At 34.9% G+C, this 21,610-nt stretch carries 22 protein-coding genes and 1 tRNA gene; 5 read left to right on the top strand and 18 right to left on the bottom strand.

Features of this window, described 5'->3' with window-relative positions:
* Window positions 1-19: 19 nt before the first annotated feature.
* The 11 genes from nuoH to BUR17_RS14970 all read right to left on the bottom strand — a co-directional run bounded on the left by nuoH (window position 20) and on the right by BUR17_RS14970 (window position 9,466).
* Entirely contained in the window at window positions 20-1,084 is a 1,065-nt protein-coding gene (nuoH, locus tag BUR17_RS15015; RefSeq protein WP_074231136.1) for an NADH-quinone oxidoreductase subunit NuoH, read from the bottom strand.
* Window positions 1,085-1,174: 90 nt separating this feature from the next.
* Window positions 1,175-2,173, bottom strand: a complete 999-nt coding sequence (locus BUR17_RS15010; RefSeq protein ID WP_074231135.1) for a 2Fe-2S iron-sulfur cluster-binding protein — start codon at window positions 2,171-2,173, stop codon at window positions 1,175-1,177.
* Window positions 2,174-2,195: 22 nt separating this feature from the next.
* The gene (locus BUR17_RS15005; RefSeq protein ID WP_228418783.1) at window positions 2,196-2,924 is read right to left on the bottom strand and encodes a hypothetical protein; all 729 of its coding nucleotides are present in this window, start codon (window positions 2,922-2,924) and stop codon (window positions 2,196-2,198) included.
* A gap of 161 nt (window positions 2,925-3,085) precedes the next feature.
* Window positions 3,086-4,441: an NADH-quinone oxidoreductase subunit NuoF gene (nuoF, locus tag BUR17_RS15000; protein WP_074231134.1), complete on the bottom strand. Its 1,356-nt coding sequence runs from the start codon at window positions 4,439-4,441 to the stop codon at window positions 3,086-3,088.
* 102 nt (window positions 4,442-4,543) lie between these two features.
* On the bottom strand, window positions 4,544-5,053 hold the full coding sequence (locus tag BUR17_RS14995) for an NADH-quinone oxidoreductase subunit NuoE family protein (RefSeq protein ID WP_074231133.1): 510 nt from the start codon (window positions 5,051-5,053) through the stop codon (window positions 4,544-4,546).
* 138 nt (window positions 5,054-5,191) lie between these two features.
* Window positions 5,192-6,415 carry an NADH-quinone oxidoreductase subunit D gene (locus BUR17_RS14990; RefSeq protein ID WP_074231276.1) on the bottom strand — a complete coding sequence of 408 codons (1,224 nt, stop codon included), beginning with the start codon at window positions 6,413-6,415 and terminating at the stop codon, window positions 5,192-5,194.
* Window positions 6,416-6,496: 81 nt separating this feature from the next.
* A complete protein-coding gene (locus tag BUR17_RS14985) occupies window positions 6,497-6,991 on the bottom strand; it encodes an NADH-quinone oxidoreductase subunit C (RefSeq protein WP_074231132.1) in 495 nt (164 codons plus the stop codon).
* An 11-nt stretch (window positions 6,992-7,002) separates the two neighbouring features.
* On the bottom strand, window positions 7,003-7,563 hold the full coding sequence (locus BUR17_RS14980) for an NADH-quinone oxidoreductase subunit B (RefSeq protein WP_074231131.1): 561 nt from the start codon (window positions 7,561-7,563) through the stop codon (window positions 7,003-7,005).
* Between the two features lie 108 nt (window positions 7,564-7,671).
* Window positions 7,672-8,043 (bottom strand): NADH-quinone oxidoreductase subunit A, encoded by a 372-nt coding sequence (locus BUR17_RS14975; RefSeq protein ID WP_074231130.1) that lies wholly within the window; start codon window positions 8,041-8,043, stop codon window positions 7,672-7,674.
* Window positions 8,044-8,163: 120 nt separating this feature from the next.
* Window positions 8,164-8,340, bottom strand: a complete 177-nt coding sequence (locus BUR17_RS20875; RefSeq protein ID WP_167594304.1) for a hypothetical protein — start codon at window positions 8,338-8,340, stop codon at window positions 8,164-8,166.
* Between the two features lies 1 nt (window position 8,341).
* A complete protein-coding gene (locus BUR17_RS14970) occupies window positions 8,342-9,466 on the bottom strand; it encodes a GTP cyclohydrolase (protein WP_074231129.1) in 1,125 nt (374 codons plus the stop codon).
* Between the two features lie 104 nt (window positions 9,467-9,570).
* Here BUR17_RS14970 and BUR17_RS14965 point away from each other — a divergent pair, with 104 nt between their 5' ends.
* Window positions 9,571-10,260 carry a zinc metallopeptidase gene (locus tag BUR17_RS14965; protein WP_074231128.1) on the top strand — a complete coding sequence of 230 codons (690 nt, stop codon included), beginning with the start codon at window positions 9,571-9,573 and terminating at the stop codon, window positions 10,258-10,260.
* A 1-nt stretch (window position 10,261) separates the two neighbouring features.
* Here BUR17_RS14965 and BUR17_RS14960 read toward each other — a convergent pair whose 3' ends face one another.
* The 7 genes from BUR17_RS14960 to rbfA form a co-directional block, all read right to left on the bottom strand.
* A complete protein-coding gene (locus BUR17_RS14960; RefSeq protein WP_074231127.1) occupies window positions 10,262-10,867 on the bottom strand; it encodes a YigZ family protein in 606 nt (201 codons plus the stop codon).
* Between the two features lie 11 nt (window positions 10,868-10,878).
* On the bottom strand, window positions 10,879-11,904 hold the full coding sequence (gene ribD, locus BUR17_RS14955; RefSeq protein ID WP_074231126.1) for a bifunctional diaminohydroxyphosphoribosylaminopyrimidine deaminase/5-amino-6-(5-phosphoribosylamino)uracil reductase RibD: 1,026 nt from the start codon (window positions 11,902-11,904) through the stop codon (window positions 10,879-10,881).
* 63 nt (window positions 11,905-11,967) lie between these two features.
* Window positions 11,968-13,767 carry a DUF349 domain-containing protein gene (locus tag BUR17_RS14950; RefSeq protein WP_074231125.1) on the bottom strand — a complete coding sequence of 600 codons (1,800 nt, stop codon included), beginning with the start codon at window positions 13,765-13,767 and terminating at the stop codon, window positions 11,968-11,970.
* Window positions 13,768-13,842: 75 nt separating this feature from the next.
* Window positions 13,843-14,580, bottom strand: coding sequence for a shikimate dehydrogenase family protein (locus BUR17_RS14945; RefSeq protein ID WP_074231124.1), 738 nt, complete (start codon window positions 14,578-14,580; stop codon window positions 13,843-13,845).
* Between the two features lie 62 nt (window positions 14,581-14,642).
* Window positions 14,643-16,424 carry an endonuclease gene (locus tag BUR17_RS14940; RefSeq protein ID WP_074231123.1) on the bottom strand — a complete coding sequence of 594 codons (1,782 nt, stop codon included), beginning with the start codon at window positions 16,422-16,424 and terminating at the stop codon, window positions 14,643-14,645.
* Window positions 16,425-16,473: 49 nt separating this feature from the next.
* Window positions 16,474-17,679 (bottom strand): ABC transporter permease, encoded by a 1,206-nt coding sequence (locus BUR17_RS14935; protein WP_074231122.1) that lies wholly within the window; start codon window positions 17,677-17,679, stop codon window positions 16,474-16,476.
* A 5-nt stretch (window positions 17,680-17,684) separates the two neighbouring features.
* The gene (gene rbfA, locus BUR17_RS14930) at window positions 17,685-18,044 is read right to left on the bottom strand and encodes a 30S ribosome-binding factor RbfA (RefSeq protein WP_074231121.1); all 360 of its coding nucleotides are present in this window, start codon (window positions 18,042-18,044) and stop codon (window positions 17,685-17,687) included.
* A gap of 80 nt (window positions 18,045-18,124) precedes the next feature.
* Between rbfA and mce the strand changes: the two genes are divergently transcribed.
* From mce to BUR17_RS14910, 4 genes are all read left to right on the top strand, one after another.
* Window positions 18,125-18,523, top strand: coding sequence for a methylmalonyl-CoA epimerase (gene mce / locus BUR17_RS14925; RefSeq protein ID WP_074231120.1), 399 nt, complete (start codon window positions 18,125-18,127; stop codon window positions 18,521-18,523).
* Between the two features lie 62 nt (window positions 18,524-18,585).
* A tRNA-Ile gene (locus BUR17_RS14920) sits at window positions 18,586-18,659 on the top strand.
* An 86-nt stretch (window positions 18,660-18,745) separates the two neighbouring features.
* Window positions 18,746-19,510, top strand: a complete 765-nt coding sequence (gene map / locus BUR17_RS14915; protein WP_074231119.1) for a type I methionyl aminopeptidase — start codon at window positions 18,746-18,748, stop codon at window positions 19,508-19,510.
* Window positions 19,511-19,998: 488 nt separating this feature from the next.
* Window positions 19,999-21,606: a T9SS type A sorting domain-containing protein gene (locus BUR17_RS14910; RefSeq protein ID WP_074231118.1), complete on the top strand. Its 1,608-nt coding sequence runs from the start codon at window positions 19,999-20,001 to the stop codon at window positions 21,604-21,606.
* Window positions 21,607-21,610: the final 4 nt, after the last annotated feature.

Below are 21,610 nucleotides of genomic sequence, written 5' to 3'. Positions count from 1 at the left end.
AAATTTTCAAATTCTTTTCTTAATTTCCAAAAGCTAAAATCACAGCTCCTGTAATCATTAAGTTGACTAATGCCAATGGAATTAAAGTTTTCCATCCTAAATGCATCAATTGATCGTATCTGAATCTTGGAAGCGTCCATCTGATCCACATAAAGATCAAAATTCCGATTACCGTTTTAGATAAAAATGCTACGATACTCAAAATACCTGCTACATTTTCTCCCCAGTTTTCAGTAACCCAGTCAATTCCCGGATAGTTGTACCCTCCGAAGAAAAGAACTACCATGAATGCATTAGAAATAAACATATTCACGTATTCACCAAACATGTATAAACCTAATTTCATTGAAGAATATTCGGTAGTATAACCTGTTACCAATTCAGATTCACATTCAGGTAAATCGAAAGGGTGACGGTTGGTTTCTGCCAAAGCTGCCACAAAGAAAATTAAGAATGCTAATGGTTGGTAAAAAATATTCCAGTTCATCCCAGAACCGATAGGGATAATTCCCCAAAGTTTTCCTTCAGTTTGATTTTCAGTAATTACTTTTAAATCTAAACTTCCTGTCATCATAATGATAGAAAGTAATGCAAGACCCATCGCCAATTCGTAAGAAATCATCTGCGAAGAAGCACGGATTGCACCTAATAATGAATACTTGTTGTTGGAAGCCCAACCTCCGATCATAATTCCGTAAACTCCGATAGAAGCCATTCCGATGATGAAAAGTACACCAACATCAATGTTAGCAACTTGTAAATCATAAGAAACTCCGCCTAAGTTTAACGTTTTTCCCCAAGGAATAACCGCTCCGGTAATTAATGAAATAAACATCACCAACGCAGGTCCCAATACGAAAAGGAATTTTTCTGCATTGGCAGGAGTAAAGTCTTCTTTAAAGAAAAATTTACCACCATCTGCAAGAGGCTGCAGCAAACCGAAAGGTCCTGATCTGTTTGGCCCGATTCTGTCCTGCATAATGGCTGCAACTTTTCTTTCTGCCCAGGTTGAATAGGCTGCAATCGTTAATGAAAGCAGGAAAAGTGCAAGTACAAGTATTAATTTAAATGTAATTAAATCCATTGTTTTATTGTTTGAAATTTGAGATTTGAAATTTGAGATTTAAAATAATCCCGATTTTCAAATTTTCAAATTAAATAAATTTTCAAATTTTTATATTTCGTCTTTTTCGCTGATTTCTTTAGCCATTGGATTGTCTAAAACTCTTAATTCGTCTTTAGGCTTCTCGTAATGGTTTAATGAAATAACTGAATGTCTGTCGATGTGTCTTGGTCCTTCAATGTTCCAGTCTGAAAGAGATTTTCTTTCGAAACGACAAGTATCACAGATAAATTCTTCAACTTCTCCCCACTGATCTTTTCTAGCAGTTACTCTTACAACTTCGTCACCTTTCAAGTAAACTGTTGCTTTTCCAGAACACTTATCGCATTTGCAAGAACCATTCATTGGCTTTGTAAACCAAACTCTGCTTGCAAAACGAGCTGTTCTGTCGGTTAATGCTCCAACCGGACACACGTCGATCACGTTTCCGATGAAATCATTATCTAAAGCTTTATTTAAATAGGTAGAAATTTCAGCATGATCTCCTCTGAAAAGAATTCCGTGCTCACGTTCACCTGTCAATTGATTTGCCGCCAAAACGCATCTTGCACACAAGATACAACGGTTCATATTCAATTTGATATGTGGACCTAAATCGTCTGCTTCGTAAGTATTTCTTTCAAATTCTGTTCTGGTTTCAAGATTTCCGTGCTCGTAACCTAGATCCTGAAGGTGACATTCTCCTGCCTGATCACAAACCGGGCAATCTAACGGGTGATTCACCAACAAGAATTCAGTAACCGCTTTTCTACCTTCCTGAGCTTTTTCAGAAGAAAGGTTTTTTACTTCCATTCCGTCCATCACATTGGTTCTGCAACTTGCTACCAACTTTGGCATAGGACGCGGATCTGCTTCTGAACCTTTAGAAACTTCTACCAAACATGTTCTACATCTTCCACCACTGGTTTCCAATTTGCTGTAGTAACACATTGCTGGAGGAACAGATTTTCCACCGATTTGTCTTGCAGCTTCCAAAATAGAAGTCCCGGGCAAAACTTCAGCAGTTTGTCCGTCTATCGTTATTTTGAATTTTTTAACCTCTTCGCTCATAATTATATTTTAAGCAAATGCTTTATTTATATTTTCTTGTATTAAATGTATATCCGATCCCGAAATTAATCTGGTAGAATACAAAATCCTGACTGGCTTTATCAGGTTTATTATTAAGAGTTGTTTTAATATCCGGCATATTAATGTAACCGAATTTCCCTTCAACTCTTGCCATAATACGATTCCAAAAAACAAAATTGATGTTGGTTCTTGCATCCAACCCAAATCCTGCTACGTGAAACCTATCACTTCTTTCGTTTCCGAATAATTTTACATTAGATTTCGGAAATAAAACTCCGACTCCACCTCCATAAGCCCATGAAATATCAAAATTCTTTTTATTTAATAAGCTTTTATATTTCTCAAGACCTGCATTTACATAATTAAGTCCGTCTGTATGTTCAAAAGTCAGGAATTCCTGATCTGTTAAATCAACTTGCCCATTCTTAACCATTGCCGCATATTTCGGATCTGAAATATTTCCATTAAAATCAACAGTCTGCTCTTGGTCCATCACATATTTCATGTGATCTTGAGCAATTACCAATGCTAAATTATCTTTAATAAAATATCCTAATCTAAAATTAAACTGTGGCGCAGAGATCTGTCCCGGATCGATATATGCCCAACTTAATTCTGAAGGTCTGTCATGTGCTACAACATTATTTAATGTAAAATCGTAACCATTTCCTTTAAATCTGATATCAGAATTACTAAATCCTGCTCTGTTCCAACCCCAAAAAACGAACATCTGACCTTTTTTAGTTAGAGGTTCTGGTTTTTCGTAAGATGTTAGAAGCGATTCATCATTATGTCTTTCTTCTAAAGTATCAATCTTAGTATTTTGTGCGAAAACAAAATTTGAGATTAATAAACCTGCAGCAATAAACTTCTTCAAAATTTCAATCTCTATTAATTACTTGCTGCAGCCGGAATAGGATCTGCATAATGAGCCAAACCATAATTCTGTGTCTGAGACAATTCTGGGTTTTTAATATGCCACTCGAATTCATCTCTGAAATGACGGATCGCTGCTGCAACAGGCCAAGCTGCCGCATCACCTAAAGGACAAATTGTGTTTCCTTCAATTTTTCTCTGGATATCCCAAAGCAAATCGATGTCTTCCATTTTTCCTTCTCCTTTCTCAATTTTTTTCAAAATTTTGTACATCCATCCCGTTCCTTCACGGCAAGGAGTACATTGTCCGCAACTTTCGTGATTATAAAATCTCGCTAAAGTCATGGTATGTTCTACGATACACTGGTCTTCATCCAAAACAATAAATCCTCCTGAACCCATCATTGTTCCGGTAGCAAAACCACCATCAGCAAGAGATTCATAATTCATATATCTTGGTTCGCCGTTTACCGTTTTCAATAATAAGTTTGCCGGAACGATCGGAACTGAACTTCCTCCAGGAATACAAGCCTTTAGCTTTTTACCGTTTGGAATTCCACCACAATATTCATCAGAATAAATAAATTCTTCAACCGTGATGGTCATATCGATTTCGTAAACACCGGGTTTATTGATATTTCCGCAAGCAGAAATCAATTTTGTACCAGTCGATCTACCAACACCGATTTTTGCATATTCTGCACCGGTAATATCGATAATCGGAACGATTGCCGCAATAGATTCAACGTTATTTACAACCGTTGGTCTTTCCCAAAGTCCTTTTACAGCAGGGAAGGGTGGTTTCAATCTTGGGTTTCCTCTTTTTCCTTCAAGAGATTCAAGTAAAGCAGTTTCTTCACCGCAGATATAAGCTCCACCACCTCTTTGAACATAAATTTCGCAATCGAAACCTGTTCCTAAGATATTTTTACCTAAAAATCCTGCAGCTTTAGCTTCTTCAATCGCTTCTTCTAAAATATCAGGAATCCAAGAATATTCTCCACGGATGTAGATATAAGAAACGTTTGAACCTAAAACGAAAGATGAAATCAACATTCCCTCGATCAAAAGATGAGGAATGAATTCCATCAAATATCTGTCTTTGAAAGTTCCCGGTTCAGATTCATCGGCATTTACTACCAAGTGTCTTGGTACACCTTCAGGTTTTGCCAGAAAGCTCCACTTCATTCCTGTTGGGAAACCTGCACCACCACGACCACGAAGACCTGAAACTTTTACTTCTTCAAGGATTTCTTCGGGTGTCATTTTAAAGGCTTTTTCAGCTGCTCCGTAACCTCCTTGTTTGCGGTAAGTTTCGAAGTAGCGTATTCCTTCTACGTGTGCGTCTTTAAGTAAAAGTTTTTTACTCATTTTTATTTGCTTATTGCAATCAGCTTTTGGCTTTTTGCATTAATTAGTATTAAACGTTAAGTGAATAATTTAAAATCTAAAATTTAGATTTTAAAATTTCTATTAGCCCAAATCAACTTGTCCTTCTCTGCAAAGATCTAGGATTTCGTCAACTTTTTCTATCGTTAAATTTTCGTGATAAAATTTTCCTAACTGCATCATTGGTGCGTATCCGCAAGCTCCAAGACATTCAGCTGGTTTTAAAGTGAACATTCCATCTTCAGTGGTTTGTCCATCTTTTATGTTCAATTTCGTTCTGATATGGTCAAGAATTTTTTCGCTTCCACAAACCATACAAGGTCCGGTTCTGCAAACTTCCAAAACATATTTACCCACCGGCTTCATATTAAACATGGTATAAAAAGTGGCTACTTCGTATACTTCGATAGGTTTAATACTCAATAATTCAGCAACATAATCCATTACAGGAACATCCAGCCATCCTCCAAATTCTTTCTGCGCTAAATGTAGAACAGGAAGAAGGGCAGACTTTTGTCTTCCTTCAGGATATCTTGCCATGATTTTGTGTACCTGCTGTAAACTTTCCGGTTTAAAAGCTATTGTTTCGCTCATATTTAAAGATTTTAGATTTTAGATTTTAGATTTTAGATGAAAATCTTAGTTCTAAAAATCCTATCAATTTTGATATTAATTTATATTTAAAGAGTTTAGATTAATTTAAAATTTATAATCCAAAATCTATAATTTCTTTTATGCGTCTAATTCTCCCGCAATCACGTTCATACTACACATCGTAACGATAGCGTCTGAAATTACAGAACCTGTGATCATTTCAGGATATGCTTGGTAGTAGATAAAACATGGTCTTCTGAAGTGCAGTCTGTAAGGGCTTCTTCCGCCATCACTCACTAAATAGAATCCTAATTCTCCGTTTCCACCTTCTACAGGGTGATAAACTTCTCCTTTTGGTACGTCAGTTTCTCCCATTACGATTTTGAAATGGTAAATTAAAGCTTCCATTTTTTTATAAACATCAGCTTTTTCAGGAAGATAAAATTCTGGAACATCTGCGTGGAAAGGACCTTCCGGCAAATTGTCGTACGCTTGGTTGATTATTTTCAAAGATTCCCAGATTTCCTGCTGACGAACCATGAAACGGTCGTAAGTGTCACCAGAAGTTCCTACTGGAATGATAAAATCGAAATCTTCATAAGAAGAATAAGGTTGTGCAACCCTTACATCGTAGTCCACACCTGTTGCACGTAAATTTGGACCTGTGAAACCATAGCTTAATGCTCTTTCTGCTGAAATTGCACCTGCACCAATGGTTCTGTCCATAAATATTCTGTTTCTCTCCAATAGATTACAGAATTCCTGGAATCTTGCCGGGAATGTTTTTAAGAAATCTTTCAACAACTCATGGAATTTTGGAGTGAAATCTCTTTCAAAACCTCCGATTCTTCCCATATTAGTTGTCATTCTAGCACCACAAATCTGCTCGTACATATCGTAAATACGCTCTCTTTCGATGAACATATAGGTAAGACCTGTAATGGCACCTGCATCCATTCCGGTAACTCCGTTACAAATCAAATGGTCACCGATTCTTGCCAATTCCATTAAAATAACACGCATATAATCTACACGTTTCGGAACTTTTACACCAATCAGTTTTTCTACAGTCATGTGCCATCCAAGATTGTTGATTGGCGCAGAACAGTAGTTCATACGGTCTGTAAGCGTCGTGATTTGAGCATAATTTCTTCTTTCAGAAATTTTTTCAAAAGCTCTGTGGATATAACCAACGGTCTGCTCTGCGTGAAGAATTCTTTCACCGTCCATTGTAAGAACGTTTTGGAAGATTCCGTGCGTTGCAGGGTGAGTAGGTCCCAAATTCAGGGTGTATAATTGCCCGTCGATTTGTTCGTTACTGTTGTGCTGGTTAAGTATATTAGATAATGAGTTGTCTTTCATAATAAATTCATTTGAGGTTTGAGATTTGAAATTTGAGATTTGATTCACTTCAAATTTCAAATAATCAATTTCAAATTTGTCCTATCTACCAAACATGGTGTCGTTCTTATCTGTTCTAGTACCATCTTCAAGACGGTATTCTTTCAGCATTGGATGATAACCAAGATCTTCCATATTCAGGATAGGTCTTAAATCTGGGTGTCCTTTAAATTTAATTCCATAAAAATCAAAAGTTTCTCTTTCCATCCAGTTGGCTCCTGCATAAAGCTCTGTTAAAGAATCTACTTCAACATTTTCTCTTGACATAAAAGCTTTTATACGGATTCTGAAATTCGTCATCATATTATGCAAGTGATAAACAACTCCGATTTCTTTCTCTGGAAATTCTGGGTAATGGATTCCACAAACATCAGTAAGGAAATTAATTTCCAATGATGAATCTTTAAGATAATGAATTATTTTTTTGATATCCTCTTTTTTAATTTCTACAGTCAGCATTCCATAAGGCTCTGAGCTTGAAATTACAGATTCCGGAAACTCTCTCGTTATCGCTTCTAATACAAATTCGTTCGTCATTTCCGTATCAATTAATTGCTAATATTATAAGAATCAAGCAATGCTTGGTATTCCGGCATATCTCTTCTTCTGATGCTTTCGCTTTCTGCTAAAGCTTGCACCTGCATTACACCTTCAATAATCTGTTCTGGTCTTGGAGGACAACCAGGAACGTAAACGTCTACCGGAATAATTTTATCAATTCCCTGTAAAACTGAATACGTATCAAAAATACCTCCGCTTGAAGCACAAGCTCCAACAGCAACTACCCATTTCGGTTCTGCCATTTGAGTGTAAACTTCTTTTAAAACAGGACCTAATTTTTTAGAAATAGTCCCGCAAACCATCAACATATCTGCTTGTCTTGGCGAGAAAGAGTTTCTTTCCATACCAAATCTTGATGCGTCATACGTTGGGTTTAGAGTAGCCATGAACTCGATACCGCAACAAGAAGTAGCAAAAGGTAAAGGCCAAAGTGAAAACTTTCTAGCCATTCCGATTACACTGCTCAATTTGGTTGCGAAAAACCCCTCTCCTTCAAATCCTTCCGGAGCTGGTGCATCTGTTCTTATAATTGGTTTTTGATCTGACATTTTTAGTAGATTTTAGATTTTAAATTTTAGATTCTAAATTATTGTTAATGTTAACTTTAATTAAAAATCCCATATCTAAAATTTGTAATTTAAAATTTATAATTATCGTTATTTATCCCAGTCTAATGCGCCACGTTTCCAGACATAAAAAAATGCAAGGAAGAAAATAGCAACGAATGTAAGAACTGCAAAGAATCCTTCAAGACCAAATTCTCTGAAGTTTACAGCGTACGGATAAAAAAATACGATTTCGATATCGAATAATACAAACAATACCGCAGTTAAGAAATACTTAATTGAGAATGGAGTTCTTGCGTTTCCTTCAACAGGTACACCACATTCCCAGCTTTGGTTTTTTACAGAATTTCCTTTTTTCTGCTTTGGACCCAGAAAATGAGCTCCAAGCAAAGAAACGGCTACAAAACCTATGGCAACACCGGCTTGTATAAGGATCGGAATATAACTTTCAGGTAAATTCATTTTTACATTATTATCTCAAGTTGCAAATTTAGGCAATAAACAATAAAGCATGAAATTAATCAACTTAAAAGTCTGATGAAAATAGAGAAAACCGATAATTTAGAATCAATAAAAATAGTGCTATTTCTTCAGTTTTCTTAGCACAGTAAATGCCATAAATGAAATATAACCAAAAAGTACACTTGCATAAACGATATTTACAAGCGTATTCATTCTGTCATCAGGTAATGCAAAAAACAAATTGTAAGCAGCGAAACCTGCAATCAAAAAACCGAAAATAAAAAGATGTGGCTTCATATTAGAATTTTAAAGAATATGTTCTTCTTCTTTTATGATTTACGGGATTGTAATCCTGCCAAAGAACCTGCACACTTTTGTTTTCTTCCAATTCAGGGTTGGTTTCCGCAAAATCGATTCCCATATTGTTGAATCTTACGAAAATTTCTTTGAAAATAATAGCAGTTACACCACGTCTTTGGTATTCTGGATGAATTCCGATTAAGTAAAAATTAGCGCGGTCGTTTTTCTTTTGAGCCTGTAAAAAATGCCACCAACCGAAAGGAAAAAGTTTTCCTTTAGATTTTTGTAAAGCTTTAGAATAAGAAGGCATCGTAACGGCAAAAGAAACCAACTCATCATGCTCATCAACTACGCAGATGACGTAGTTTTTGGCAATCATCGGGAAGAATTTCTCTTTGTATGTTTTAATTTGCTCTTCAGAAATAGGAGTATAGGTCGAAAGATGCTTGTACGTTTCGTCAAGTAGCTTAAACATTGGTTTTACGTAAGGTAAAATCTCTTCTTTGCTTTTGAAGTCTAAAACTCTTAAGTTGTATTTTTCCGCAATCAGTGAACTGAATTTTTCTACTTTTGGAGGAAGTACTTTTGGGAAATTCATTTCAAATTCCACCCATTCTTTTTCTTTTACAAGACCGAGATTTTCAATATGTTTCGGGTAATATTCATGGTTGTAAATTCCAATCATCGTAGCTATTTTCTCAAATCCGAAAGTCAGCATTCCTGCTTTGTCTAGATTGGTAAAACCCATTGGTCCTTCAATGTTGTCGATTTGATGTTCTTTAGCGTAATTTACGGCAGTGTCGATTAGCGCTTTAGAAACTTCTGCATCATCAATAAAATCAATCCATCCGAAACGAACTTTTTTTATACCCAGTTCTTTTTCTTCTTTATGATTGATAATTACAGCAATTCGTCCTACTACTCTACTGTCTTTCCATGCTAAAAACTGCTTTGCTTCAGAATATTGCAAGGCAGGGTTTTCCTGAGGATTCCATACATTAATTTCGTCTTTTATAAATGAAGGAACATAATAGGGATTGTTTTTGTATAAATTCATTGGGAATTTTACAAATTGCTTTAAATCTTCAGGAGTTTTTACTTCAAGAATGGAAACTTTTGACATAGTTTTCGGGTAAATAGAACCACAAATATAATTAATAAAACCTAAAACTTTGGCACAATTTTTACATCAATTATAAGAATTATTATATACTAAATTTAAATAAAATGACAGGTTATTATCTTATCATAGGACTTGCGATGCTGATTAGCTGGTTTGTTTCCTCAAGATTAAAATCTAAATTCGAATATTATTCAAATGTACATCTCAGAAACGGAATGTCGGGTAAGGAAGTTGCCGAAAAAATGTTGAGAGATAACAATATTCATGATGTTCAGGTAATTTCAGTTCCTGGGCAATTGACGGATCATTATAATCCGGCGGATAAAACGGTGAATCTTTCAGAAGGAGTTTATATGCAAAGAAACGCAGCTGCAGCGGCTGTTGCGGCTCATGAATGTGGTCATGCTGTACAACATGCTATAGGATATTCAATGTTACAATTAAGATCAAAATTGGTTCCTGTTGTGAACATAAGTTCAAATTTAATGCAATTTGTATTGATGGGAGGGATCGTTGTTATGGCAATGAGTGGCAATAAATTGATTCTATTGATTGGAGTAATTATGTTTGCATTAACTACACTTTTTGCTTTTATTACACTTCCTGTAGAATATGATGCGAGTAATCGAGCGATGAAGTGGCTGAAAGATACAGGAACGGTGACTGCAGAAGAATTTGTTGGTGTTAAAGACAGTCTTACTTGGGCAGCCCGAACTTATTTGGTGGCGGCACTCGGATCTTTAGCGCAGTTGATATACTTTGCTTCCCTGTTAATGGGAGGTCGAAGAGATTAATTTAATCTTTAAATTCAAAAGAAATATGTTGCATCTCAGATAATTTTTCTGAGATGTTTTCTTTTTGCGCTGTTTTTAATGAAGCTGTCAAAACACAGTTTTCATTAGCATCAAAATTCAAGACTTTAGCATCAAATTTTGAGAGCAAAGTGAAAATAAGATTTTGCTGATTAAACTGAAACTGAATTTCTATCTCAGTTTCCAATTCTTTTGTAATGATTTGGGCTTCTTCTAAAGTAATTTTTGCAGACTCTTTATAAGCTTTTACCAAACCTGAAACACCCAATTTTGTTCCGCCATAATAACGAACGCTTATCACTAAAACATTGGTTATTTCATTAGCTAGAAGTTGATTGTAAATTGGTAAGCCTGCGCTTCCAGAAGGTTCTCCATCGTCATTTGCGCGATAATTTTCTCCATTTAAACCCATTCTGAAAGCATAGCAATGATGCGTAGCTTTCGGATGCTCGGTTCTTATTTTCTCTAAAGCATTTTTAAGCTCAGTTTCATTATTAACCGGAAAAGCAAAACCGATGAACTTGCTTCCTTTTTCTTTAAGTAAAGTGTTTTCTACAGGTTTTTCTATGGTTTTGTATTCGTGCAGCATTGGTCGGCTTCTTAGTGAGAATTTTTATAAAATTCAATAATATTGTCTCGGAAATCCTGAGTATCGATCGGAGTTTCGCTAAATCTTGGAGCTTTCGTTCCGTTTTCTAATACTAAATTTTTATTTTTAATAATAATCATCTCGTCCCATAAACCTGCATCAATAAACTGCTGAAGAACCAAACTTCCGCCTTCCACAATAATGGATTGTATCTGAAGGTCGTCTAATTTTTTCAACATATTTTCAATGAAATTTTCTCTTGAAGTTTTAATGAATTTTATATTTCCTTCTTCACCTTCTTTTACAGAATTGAAAACCAAAGTTTCTGCTTCATTGCTGTAAATATTAAAATCGGTTGGAACTTTCAGATCAATATCAATCAAAATCCTGATTGGGTTTCTGCCTACAATTTCTCTTGTAGTAAGACTTGGATTGTCTCTCAAAGCCGTCATTGTGCCAATCAGAATAGAATGCTCGTTGTTTCTTAGCTGATGTACAAATTGTTTGGTCAGTGAGTTGCTGATTTGAGTAGGCTTAAAATCTTTATCCATAAAACGGTCGCCAGATTCTGCCCATTTTAAGATGATAAAAGGTCTTCTTTTTTCGTGATAGGTAAAAAATCTTTTATTTATCTCAATGCATTCTTTTTCCAAAACTCCGGAAACAACTTCAATTCCTGCATCCTGAATAATTTTCTTGCCTTTTCCGTTAACTTTATCGTGAGAATCCATTGCTCCGATAACAACTTTTTTAAAGCCAATTTCAACAATTTTCAGAGCACAAGGCGGAGTTTTTCCAAAATGTGCACAAGGTTCCAAAGAAACATAAATCGTAGATTCAGGAATCAGGCTTTTATCTTCAATGGAATTAATAGCGTTAATTTCCGCATGATTTTCACCCGCTTTATGATGATACCCTTCACCAATTATTTTACCGTTGTGAACAATCACACTTCCTACCAATGGATTTGGATAAGTGTTTCCGATGGCCTTCTGAGCGAGCTCAATGCATCTTCTGATGTAAAATTCGTCTTGCATAAGATAAAAAAAGCGAATACAAATTTCTTTGTTTCGCTCTATAGATTTTACTTTAATTTTAATTTATTCTCCAGCGATAATACTGTGAAGATTCTGCTTTAAAGTCTCAAGGTGAGCTTTTTTGTCATCAATCGTATTGTAAGTATCTCGTAAAAGAGGGTTTTCTCTTGATGGATTTTTGAAGAATGAAAGGTTATTTTCCAGTTTAACGATTTCAGCTTCAAGATCTGAGATTTGACTCTTAATTTTTCTTGCTTTATCAGTTAATTGGTTTTCAGATAAACCTTCTTCTTTAAGTTCAAGCTCATTAATCTTATTCAGCGTCAACTTTTCTCTAAGAGTTTTATTAAACTCAGAGTTAATTGCCATCTTATCTCTCGGAACTTTTCCTATATTATTCCAAGATGTTTTAATCGCTTCTATTTTTTCGATGCTTCCTTCGTCGTTTGAAATGGTTTTCAACTCTTCAAGAATATCTTTTTTAAGCTTGTAGTTTTCTTTCCAGTTATCAGTAGAAGCGCTGCTTTTTTCTCTGTAATTATTAAAGAACGTATTACATGCATCACGGAATTCATCCCAGATTTTATTGGTCATACTTTTCGGAACGTGCCCTATTTTCTTCCAGTCTTCCTGAAGCTTTTTGAATAAAGCCACTGCAAGATCCCAATCTTCAGAAAGCATATTGTCTTTTGCAGTCTGAATCAGCTTCAGCTTTTCATCAAGATTCTGTTGTTGAGAACCTTTCAGAGATTTATAGTAATTGTTTTTTGTCGTGTTGAAACCTCTTAAAGTAGCTTTGAAATCATTCCAGTTATTGTTAGACAATTTTCTAGGAACACTTCCTGTTTTCAAAAATTCAGAACGCAGTTCTTCAACTCGCTTGATTGAGTTTTGCCAATACGTATGATTAGGATTGTCTTTTGGCTCAGAAAGTTTCTTGATTTCAGCGATGATTTCGTTTTTCTTCTCAAGATTTGCGTTCTGCTCTGTTTCAATAGCTGCAGAAAGCTCAGTTTTTCTCTCGTGAATTTTATTTGAAATTTCTTTGAACTCTTCCCAGGTTTTTTCACGGAATTCTTCAGAAACAGGTTCTGCTTCTTCTTTCCAAAGCTTGTGAAGATATTGAAGTTCGTTTAAAGCTTTTTGTACAACCGGTTCGTTTTCCAGCTCTTTTGCTCTTGCAATAATGTGCTGTCTTTTTTCTAAGTTGTGGCTGTATTCCTGCTCAAGGAACTCTTTATTTAAATCCAACATCTGATAAAACTGATTCAAATGATGGAAATAATTATTATTTAAAATTTTAAATTCAGATTTTGCAACCTGACCAGCGTTTGACCATTCCTCTTTAATCTCTCTGATTGATTTGAAAAGATTGACTCCAGGTTCAGAATTAGTGTAAAGATTTTTAAGCCTTTCAATAATGCTTTGACGTTGGTCTAAGTTTTTTTTCTGCTCTTCTTCCTGATTTTTCTGGAAATTATCATGCTTTTCTCTGAAAATATGAATCAGACCTGAAAGTTTAGATTGAGAAGGATGCTCGTAGCTGAAATTTTCGATTGCATTTCCTGCATCGGTATATTCATGCTTTTTATCTTCGATTTCGTCGTGAATCGTATGATTTGCTTTTTCCTTTAATGCATTAAACTCTCTGTATCGTTCACCTGCATTATTAGAATTAATAATTTTTTCCATTTCTTTCAGTGCATCAGCAAGAGACAGATCGGCAATAGAATCGTGCTGAGAACCATCATGATCTTCTTCGTGATGATTTTCTTCAGTATTCTGAATGTTTTCGACTGTTTCCTGATGTTCTGTAGACGTTTTGTGTTCTTCGTTTTCAGAAAGATTATTTTCTGTTGTCATAGCAAATCTTTTATGAATAATGGCATTAATTTCTTAAAGCGAGCTAATATAAGCCAATTAAGTTACTAATTTATGTTATTTTTTTTTAAACGACCAAATTTCCCAAGCTTTTTCTGCCTGTTGTTCCAGCATATAATATCCGTTGACGGTTTTTGCTCCGTTTTGAGATGAGTTTATAATAAATTTGCTGTATTCCGGATTGTAAATCAGATCAATCACCAAATGTTGATTTGTAAGAGCTTCAAAAGGGAAATTCAGACAATCTTCGATATTCGGAAAGGTTCCGACCGGAGTACACTGAATAATGAGCTTGTTTTCTGAAACTGTCTCTGAGTCTAAATTTTCAAAATTAATTTCTGATTTTCTGGAAATTGTCTGATACGGAATCTGATGTTTGTCTAAAATGTATTGCACTGCTTTTGCAGCACCACCATTTCCTAAAACCAAAGCCGATTCGTGATGTGTTTTTTTGTGGGCAACCAATGTTTTTTCAAAACCAAAAGCGTCTGTATTGTAGCCGGTTTTCTTTCCGTTTTCAATTAAAACACAGTTTACAGCGCCTATTTTTTTGGCTTCATCACTCAATTCATCCAGATAATCTATAACTTTCTCTTTGTAGGGAATCGTTACATTAAATCCTAAAAGATTGGGTTTCAAAAGCAGTTCTTCAACTTCGTTGATTTCCTGTAAATCGAAAATTTCGTATGAAAAATCGCTGAGTTTTTTCTTTTTAAATTTATCTTCAAAATATTGTTTTGAAAAAGAGTAGGAGATGTTTTTTCCGATCAGTCCTAATTTGTTGCTGGAATCCATACATCAAAAATAAAAAAAAGACCGATAAAAACCGGTCTTTCGTATTGAAAATATTTGTTGTCTTAGTCTACAATGAATTTTGTAGTGTTGTTGTCTGTTTTCAGGATGTACACTCCTTTTGCTAATCCGTGAAGATTAATTTTGTTTGAGTTTTTGAAAGGATTTGCAATATTCTTAATCAGTTTTCCTGAAAGATCATAGATTTCAGCTTTCAAAACTTTGTTCAGGTTTTCACCTTTTACGAATAATTCGTGATTTTTAACCGGGTTTGGATAAATACTGAATGCTTTTTCTTTTGAATTTTCAACAGTTGATAAAGAAGCTGCACAAGTCCAAGAAAGATCATCAATTGCTACTCGGTTTGAAGAAACAGGATTAACTAATTTAATAACTATATCTCCTGAAACATTGATATTGCTGATTGTAGTTGTAGTAACTGCATCACCGTAAGGAATTGTTCCTACTGTTACACCATTAATCTGTAAATTTAAATTAGATGAACCACCGTTGAATTTACGCTGAGTTGTTACTGTTAAGTTTTGAATACCACCAGAAACTGTACTGCTTGTTAAATCACCATTTTGAATAGTAATTGCTTTGTTACCAGTAACAATGGTTTGATCGGTTCTTGCATCAGTTGCAGTCCATGTAATACTATTGTTTGTCCAACTTCTTGTAGAATAGCTCGAAGAAGATGCAGGAATGTTTGTAAAATCTTCGGTTCCGCAAGTTCCAGTTCCTCCACCAGTTCCTGCAAGCGTAGTTTCTGTAGCAGTATTGCTTTGAGGAGATGAATTTCCGGCTGCATCTTTAGCAATAACATGGAAATTGTAGGTTGTTGAAGAAGCTAAAGCCTGAACAGTTGTTGAAGTTCCTGTAACGGTAGCTTTTAAAACATTATTAGCATAAACATCGTATCCTGTAACTCCTACATTGTCTGTAGATGCAGTCCAGCTTAATGCAACCGTACTTGCAGTTGGGTTATTTGCGACTAAATTAGTTGGAGCTGTTGGAGCTTGTGTATCTGTAGTTGGTGTTCCCCAAACTAAATTTACATAATTAGGATTGTCAATATAAGGGTTTCTGTTTCCCTGATAAGTATATGAAGCATTGTTTCTTCCGATTTCTGCTGGAGAAACTGGATCTAAATTGTGCCAAGCTAAAAGCTGGTTAAGTTCCCAAGTTTGTAAACCTGGATATGCGCTTCCGCCCAACATATCTCCTGAGCTAAATCCTGAAAGCTGAGTTTCATATCTTGTGACAAAGTAAAAAATCATTCTTGCAACATCACCTTTAAACTCATCAATAGGTTCGAAAACCGTTCCGCCATATCCTGCTGAAACTGAATTTCCTAATTTTGAACCATTCAATGAAGTGAAGCTTGCTGTTCCTACTTTTCCAAAAGGATAATTTGAACGCATTCCGTTTACTTTACCATCAGTTGCTCTAATAAAATGAATATCATTTTTCATTGGAGAGGCCTCATTAAACAAACTTTGAGGAACAATGTGCTCTCTATTGTAACAATCCCCCTCATTACCGTAACTTCCACATTGGTTGGTACTGTATGTGAAATTATAAGGATCTGCAGCAGTTGGTCTTTCAGAATAAATATCTAAAATAGTACCGTCATTTTCATAGTAGTAATCCCTATCTGTTGTCTGGTAACCAGTCCAAAGTCCACCATAACCGTGATCTTGATGTCCATTTGTAATAATTGCTTTAAGCTGAGTTTTTAAAGCTGCACCTGTACCAGTTGCATTGTTGTAATATCCCGCAGGAACTTGAGCTAAAGCACTGATAGTGATCAGAGTTAGCAAAAATGAATGTAAAATTCGTCTCATTTTTTCTAAATTGGGAGGCAAATTTACAAATAAATAAAATTATAAAATATTAATTTTTAGTAATATAGTCTTTACTGATTTTAGAAAAGAACCAAGAAATTATAATACCAAAGACAGAAGCGATGGCTGCAACGATTAAATAATTTTCACCAACAATTTTTACAGGAAAAGGTAAATCTTCAACAGCCTTAAATAATTCAGTATAAATTTGGAAATAGCATAAAGCTGTTCCTAAAATAAGACCTGAAATTACTCCCAAGATAACAATAAGAATTCCGGTATAGAAATAGGTCATTCTAAGATGTGATAAAGGAAAACCTAAAGAAATCAGAGATTTTGCCTGTTGTTTTTTGTCGAGCTGTAAAATAATGATAGCACCCGCCAAATTAAAAGTCGTGATGAAAATAACCAAAGCGAAAATTAAATAAATAAAAAGCTTTTCGGTATTAATCATTTTCCAGAACGCTGCATTTTCTTCCTCTTTTGTTTTAATTTCGATGTCTTTTCCTAGAGTTTTAAGAAGATTTTGTTTTACAGAATCTATGTTTTCTGGATTTTTAAGCTTAATAACAATTTGATAAGCTGAATTTTTTGGAAGATTTAATAATTCTTCTGCCAATTCTACCGGAGCAATAATGTAATTGTTGAGCTGTTCATTCCCTGGAAAAACACCACAAACAATAATTTCTTTTTTATTGTAAATATCTTCTTCCTTATTGATGATTCCTGTTCCGGGTTTAGGCATGAAAAGCGTTGAAAAATCTGTATTTGAATCTACAGGAATTCCCAATCTGTTCTGAAGCGAATGCTCCATAATCACTTCATTGGTGTATTCGAATGTAGGATAACTACCAAAAAATATGGTTTTATCAACCGGGTTTACTTTAATATAAGCTGAATCAACCCCACGAAGATAGGCAACATCGCCTTTTCCGTTGTAATTAATGTAGGTTTTTTCTTCTATTATTCTTGAGAAGTTTGAGATTTCTTTATTGTTTTTTAAAACAGTATTTATTTTCTCAAAATTTTTCAGCGTTTTTCCGGATGTGCTTTTTATCGTTAAATCAGCATGAAGATTAGAAATCAAAGCTTTGTTGAAATCTTCAAGACCGGAAAAAACAGAAATAATGACAAACATTGCAGCCACAGCAACACTCATCGCCACGGCAGCAAGCCAGGTAATAAATGTTACAGCAGTGCTTCCTTTTTTAGATAAAAGGTAGCGCGATGCAATGTAAAATGCAATGTTTTTCAATGTTTCTATAAAACAGGATTGTCGCCTTCGCCTCTCAGTTCTCTTTCGATTTTCTCTACATCATCAAGCGTAGTATCTAGATAAAAGCTCAATTGTGGAATAATACGAACTTGCTTTGCCATTTTCTGACCGATGAAGTTTCTGTATTGCGCCTTGTTTTCTTCAATTTCTTTCATAATTGAAGCACGAAATTCCTGAGGGAAAATACTTAAATAGATTTTTGCAATTCCCAAATCGGGAGTTACTTTAACATCGGAAACCGAAACCAGAAAATTCTGTTTACTTTCTGATGCCTGTTTGCGGAAAAGTTCTGCGAAATCTTCCTGTATAATCTGTGCTACTTTTCTTTGTCTGTTGCTTTCCATAATTTATGCAAATTTAGTACTTTTGTTTGAATTGCTAATTTGAAAATTGATTAGCATTCAAAAAAAAATATTTTAGATTTATGAAATTAGAACATATCGGTATTGCGGTAAAATCTTTAGGAGTCTCTGATGAGCTTTTTACAAAACTTTTAGGAAAAGAATCCTACAAAAAAGAAACGGTAGAAAGAGAAGGCGTAGTGACTTCATTTTATGAAACAGGAGAAAGCAAAATTGAGCTTTTGGAAGCCAGTAATCCTGAAAGTCCAATTTCAAAATTCATCGATAAGAAAGGAGAAGGTATTCATCATTTGGCATTTGGTGTAGAAAATATCCTGAATGAAGTAGAAAGATTAAAAAAAGAAGGATTTCAGTTTATCTCTGAAGAACCTAAAGAAGGTGCTGATAACAAATTAGTTGTCTTCTTACACCCGAAATCTACGAATGGTGTCTTGGTAGAACTTTGTCAAGAAAAGCCATAAAAAATTTTGTAGTGAAAGAAATTTTACTATTTTTGCAAACACAAAATTTAACCAAATTTTGAGGTCCTATAGCTCAGTTGGTTAGAGCACCTGACTCATAATCAGGTGGTCCCTGGTTCGAGCCCAGGTGGGACCACAGAACACTTACTATTACAGTAAGTGTTTTTTTATTTCTAATCAATATTTTTTATTCCCTAACTTTATTGTTTCAAAATCATAATTATGTCTATAACAAACGAACAGGAATTACTCGGAATGCAGAAAGTAAGTGAAGCTGTGGCTTTTACTTTGAAAGAAATGATGAATTATGCACAAGTGGGAATGACAACAAAAGATCTTGATGAGTATGGAGCTAAAATTCTTTCGGATTTTGGCGCGAAGTCTGCTCCTTATCTTACGTATGGATTTCCGGGTTGGACGTGTATAAGTGTTGACAACGAGTTTTGTCATGGAATTCCTAGCTCTGAAAGAGTTTTGAAAGAAGGAGATCTAATTAATATTGATGTTTCTGCAGAGCTCAATGGATATTGGGCAGATAATGGAAGTTCTTTTGTGATTGGAAAAGATATCAATCAGCATCAGAAATTAGTCGATGCATCCAAGGAAATCTTAGAAAAAACAATTAATAATATAAAGGGTGGTGTAAAAATCGCAGATATTGGTTTTTTAATGGAAACTGAGGCAAAAAAAAGAGGATTTAAAGTCATTAGAAATCTTGGCGGTCACGGGGTAGGAAGAAGTCTCCACGAAGAACCAGATGAATTAATGAATTACAAAAACCGTTACGATTCCAGAAGATTTAAGAAAAATTCTGTTGTGGCGATTGAAACATTTATTTCGACCGATTCAACAATTGCTGTAGAGCTTAATGATGGTTGGACGATGGTAGGAAACAAAGGTGGGTATATGGCACAGCATGAGCATACCATTTTGATTACCGACGGAAAACCTATTATTTTGACACAGATGAATGAGATTTTAAATTAAAAAAATGATTTCAAATAATATTAAACCTTTCACTCTAAATGGAAGGTTTTTTTTGTAAATATTTCACACTGAATGTTTTCAGATCATTGCTTTCATATGATAAATCTTTTTAAAATTTTAGATTGAAATCGAGTTCCTGAAAAATACGGTTCCTTATTCTACAAGAATATTAATATGTCTCCTACTCTTCCACTCAATCCATAGATTAAAATACCATTTTTATCTGTTACCATTGTTTGTATTTTCAAGACCAAAATCAATCAAACATTTTTAAATACTTAACCCAATCATCTAACTTACATCATGGATATTATTCAATTATGAATTGAGTGAGTAATATATCGATTATTAAACGTCACCTTTTGTCGTGATATGTAATTATATTTGCGAAACCAATATGAACATTATCATATTAATTCTCATCAAACAGGTGATTTATCTCGTTAAAAAAAAGTTAAATTCGCAAATCTTTAAAAATAACTTCAATCATGAAAAAACTCTACATAAGCGTATTTTTAATATGCACAACCGCCGTATTGTATTCTCAGGATGTGGTATGGCAAAAAGATATTAAATCCTCTACTCAGGATTTCCTTTCACAAGTCACCACAACAGTTGATCAACAATATCTTATTACAGGAAGTTCGATTCAATCCAAAAAGATCACTTCCGAAAACAAACAAAACAACGGCTACGATTTTCATCTTGTCAAGCTTAATCAACAAGGAGAAGAAGTGTGGGAAAAGTATTTCTCAGGACAGAATCATGACTTTTTATCGGCAACCGTTGCAACCCAAGAAGGAGGTTTTCTTTTAGCGGGAACGTCACATTCAGGAAAAGGCTTAGACAAAAAAGATTCTTCTAAAGGAGGATCGGACATCTGGTTGATCAGAATCAACGAATTCGGAGATGAATTGTGGCAAAAAACTCTAGGAACATCGCAGGACGAAGAAGCAAGATCTGTAATTCAGACCGCTGATTTTGGTTTTATGATCGCAGGAAATATTCAGAACGCAACCAACGGATTCGGCTCAAAAGATGTAACGGTTACAAGACTTGATAAAAACGGAAAAGTTCTTTCAGAATTAGTTTTAGGCGGAAGAGGTTTGGATGAAGTAGAAAAGATGATTCCTACGCCTGATGGAGGAGGGTTGTTGGGTGTTTATTCGAGGAGTTCCGAGTTTCGGGTTTCGAGTTCGGAGTCGTATGGTTCGGGTTCCGGTAACGAAATCTCGAATCCCGCATCACGACACTCCAAATCCAGTCCCAATTTTGGGGAAGGCGATTATTGGATAATCAAACTCAGCAAAGACAATAAAGTAGAATGGGAAAAGAATTTCGGAGGTAAAGGAGATGATCATTTGAGAACAATGGTTTTTACTTCTTCGGGATATATTATTGGTGGAGAATCGAGATCTGATAAATCAGGAAATAAAACCGTTGGAATTGAAGAAGGAACAGATATCTGGCTGATTTCTTTAAACACAAAAGGAGAAGAACAGTGGCAAAAGTCTTATAATTTTAAGAACCGTGATATCCTAATGGGGATGAATGTGATTAGCACAAGAGATGGTAAAAATTCAAAAGGCGTTTTACTAGGTGGTTACACTCAGGCAGAAGGAAGGATTGAAGCGGAAGATGAAACATTTTGGATGATGTATATCGATAATGACGGAAACGAACAGTGGAGAAAACATGTAAAGGGAGAATCTAGAAAGAAAGAGGAAAGGCTTTCTGATCTAAAAATGAATAAAGACGGTTCTATTGTGCTCGCTGGAACAAGTGCTGAAGAACTCGGAAAAGAGAACTGGAAGATTGTAAAGCTTGCAGATTCGCAAATTGACCAGTTAATAGAAAAACAGAATATTAAGATTTATCCGAATCCTGTTTCAGATTATGCTTATGTGGAAATAGGATTTGATTTCAAAGAAGCAGATATTACGTTGTATGACATGGGAGGAAGACAATTGCAAAGTTTGAAAACCAAAAATAAAATAACGAAGATTAATACACAAAACCTGATTCAGGGAGCGTATTTGATCGTCATAAAAACAGATACTGAGAAAACTGCTAATGCAAAATTGATTAAAAAATAAAAAC

It is taken from the genome of Chryseobacterium scophthalmum (assembly GCF_900143185.1).
Taxonomy (GTDB): domain Bacteria; phylum Bacteroidota; class Bacteroidia; order Flavobacteriales; family Weeksellaceae; genus Chryseobacterium; species Chryseobacterium scophthalmum.
This window is presented reverse-complemented; position numbering and strand designations above follow the sequence as displayed.

Bases quoted from the DNA above. Each gene is read 5' to 3' on its own strand.
- BUR17_RS14940 (WP_074231123.1), bottom strand. From the start codon at position 16,424: ATGAGACGAATTTTACATTCATTTTTGCTAACTCTGATCACTATCAGT.
- BUR17_RS14950 (WP_074231125.1), bottom strand. From the start codon at position 13,767: ATGACAACAGAAAATAATCTTTCTGAAAACGAAGAACACAAAACGTCT.
- map (WP_074231119.1), top strand. From the start codon at position 18,746: ATGTCTATAACAAACGAACAGGAATTACTCGGAATGCAGAAAGTAAGT.
- BUR17_RS14985 (WP_074231132.1), bottom strand. From the start codon at position 6,991: ATGACGAACGAATTTGTATTAGAAGCGATAACGAGAGAGTTTCCGGAA.
- nuoH (WP_074231136.1), bottom strand. From the start codon at position 1,084: ATGGATTTAATTACATTTAAATTAATACTTGTACTTGCACTTTTCCTG.
- BUR17_RS14970 (WP_074231129.1), bottom strand. From the start codon at position 9,466: ATGTCAAAAGTTTCCATTCTTGAAGTAAAAACTCCTGAAGATTTAAAG.
- BUR17_RS14975 (WP_074231130.1), bottom strand. From the start codon at position 8,043: ATGAATTTACCTGAAAGTTATATTCCGATCCTTATACAAGCCGGTGTT.
- BUR17_RS14995 (WP_074231133.1), bottom strand. From the start codon at position 5,053: ATGAGCGAAACAATAGCTTTTAAACCGGAAAGTTTACAGCAGGTACAC.
- BUR17_RS14990 (WP_074231276.1), bottom strand. From the start codon at position 6,415: ATGAAAGACAACTCATTATCTAATATACTTAACCAGCACAACAGTAAC.
- BUR17_RS14980 (WP_074231131.1), bottom strand. From the start codon at position 7,563: ATGTCAGATCAAAAACCAATTATAAGAACAGATGCACCAGCTCCGGAA.
- BUR17_RS15010 (WP_074231135.1), bottom strand. From the start codon at position 2,173: ATGAGCGAAGAGGTTAAAAAATTCAAAATAACGATAGACGGACAAACT.
- mce (WP_074231120.1), top strand. From the start codon at position 18,125: ATGAAATTAGAACATATCGGTATTGCGGTAAAATCTTTAGGAGTCTCT.
- BUR17_RS14945 (WP_074231124.1), bottom strand. From the start codon at position 14,580: ATGGATTCCAGCAACAAATTAGGACTGATCGGAAAAAACATCTCCTAC.
- BUR17_RS14910 (WP_074231118.1), top strand. From the start codon at position 19,999: ATGAAAAAACTCTACATAAGCGTATTTTTAATATGCACAACCGCCGTA.
- BUR17_RS14960 (WP_074231127.1), bottom strand. From the start codon at position 10,867: ATGCTGCACGAATACAAAACCATAGAAAAACCTGTAGAAAACACTTTA.
- ribD (WP_074231126.1), bottom strand. From the start codon at position 11,904: ATGCAAGACGAATTTTACATCAGAAGATGCATTGAGCTCGCTCAGAAG.
- BUR17_RS14965 (WP_074231128.1), top strand. From the start codon at position 9,571: ATGACAGGTTATTATCTTATCATAGGACTTGCGATGCTGATTAGCTGG.
- nuoF (WP_074231134.1), bottom strand. From the start codon at position 4,441: ATGAGTAAAAAACTTTTACTTAAAGACGCACACGTAGAAGGAATACGC.
- BUR17_RS15005 (WP_228418783.1), bottom strand. From the start codon at position 2,924: ATGTTCGTTTTTTGGGGTTGGAACAGAGCAGGATTTAGTAATTCTGAT.
- rbfA (WP_074231121.1), bottom strand. From the start codon at position 18,044: ATGGAAAGCAACAGACAAAGAAAAGTAGCACAGATTATACAGGAAGAT.
- BUR17_RS20875 (WP_167594304.1), bottom strand. From the start codon at position 8,340: ATGAAGCCACATCTTTTTATTTTCGGTTTTTTGATTGCAGGTTTCGCT.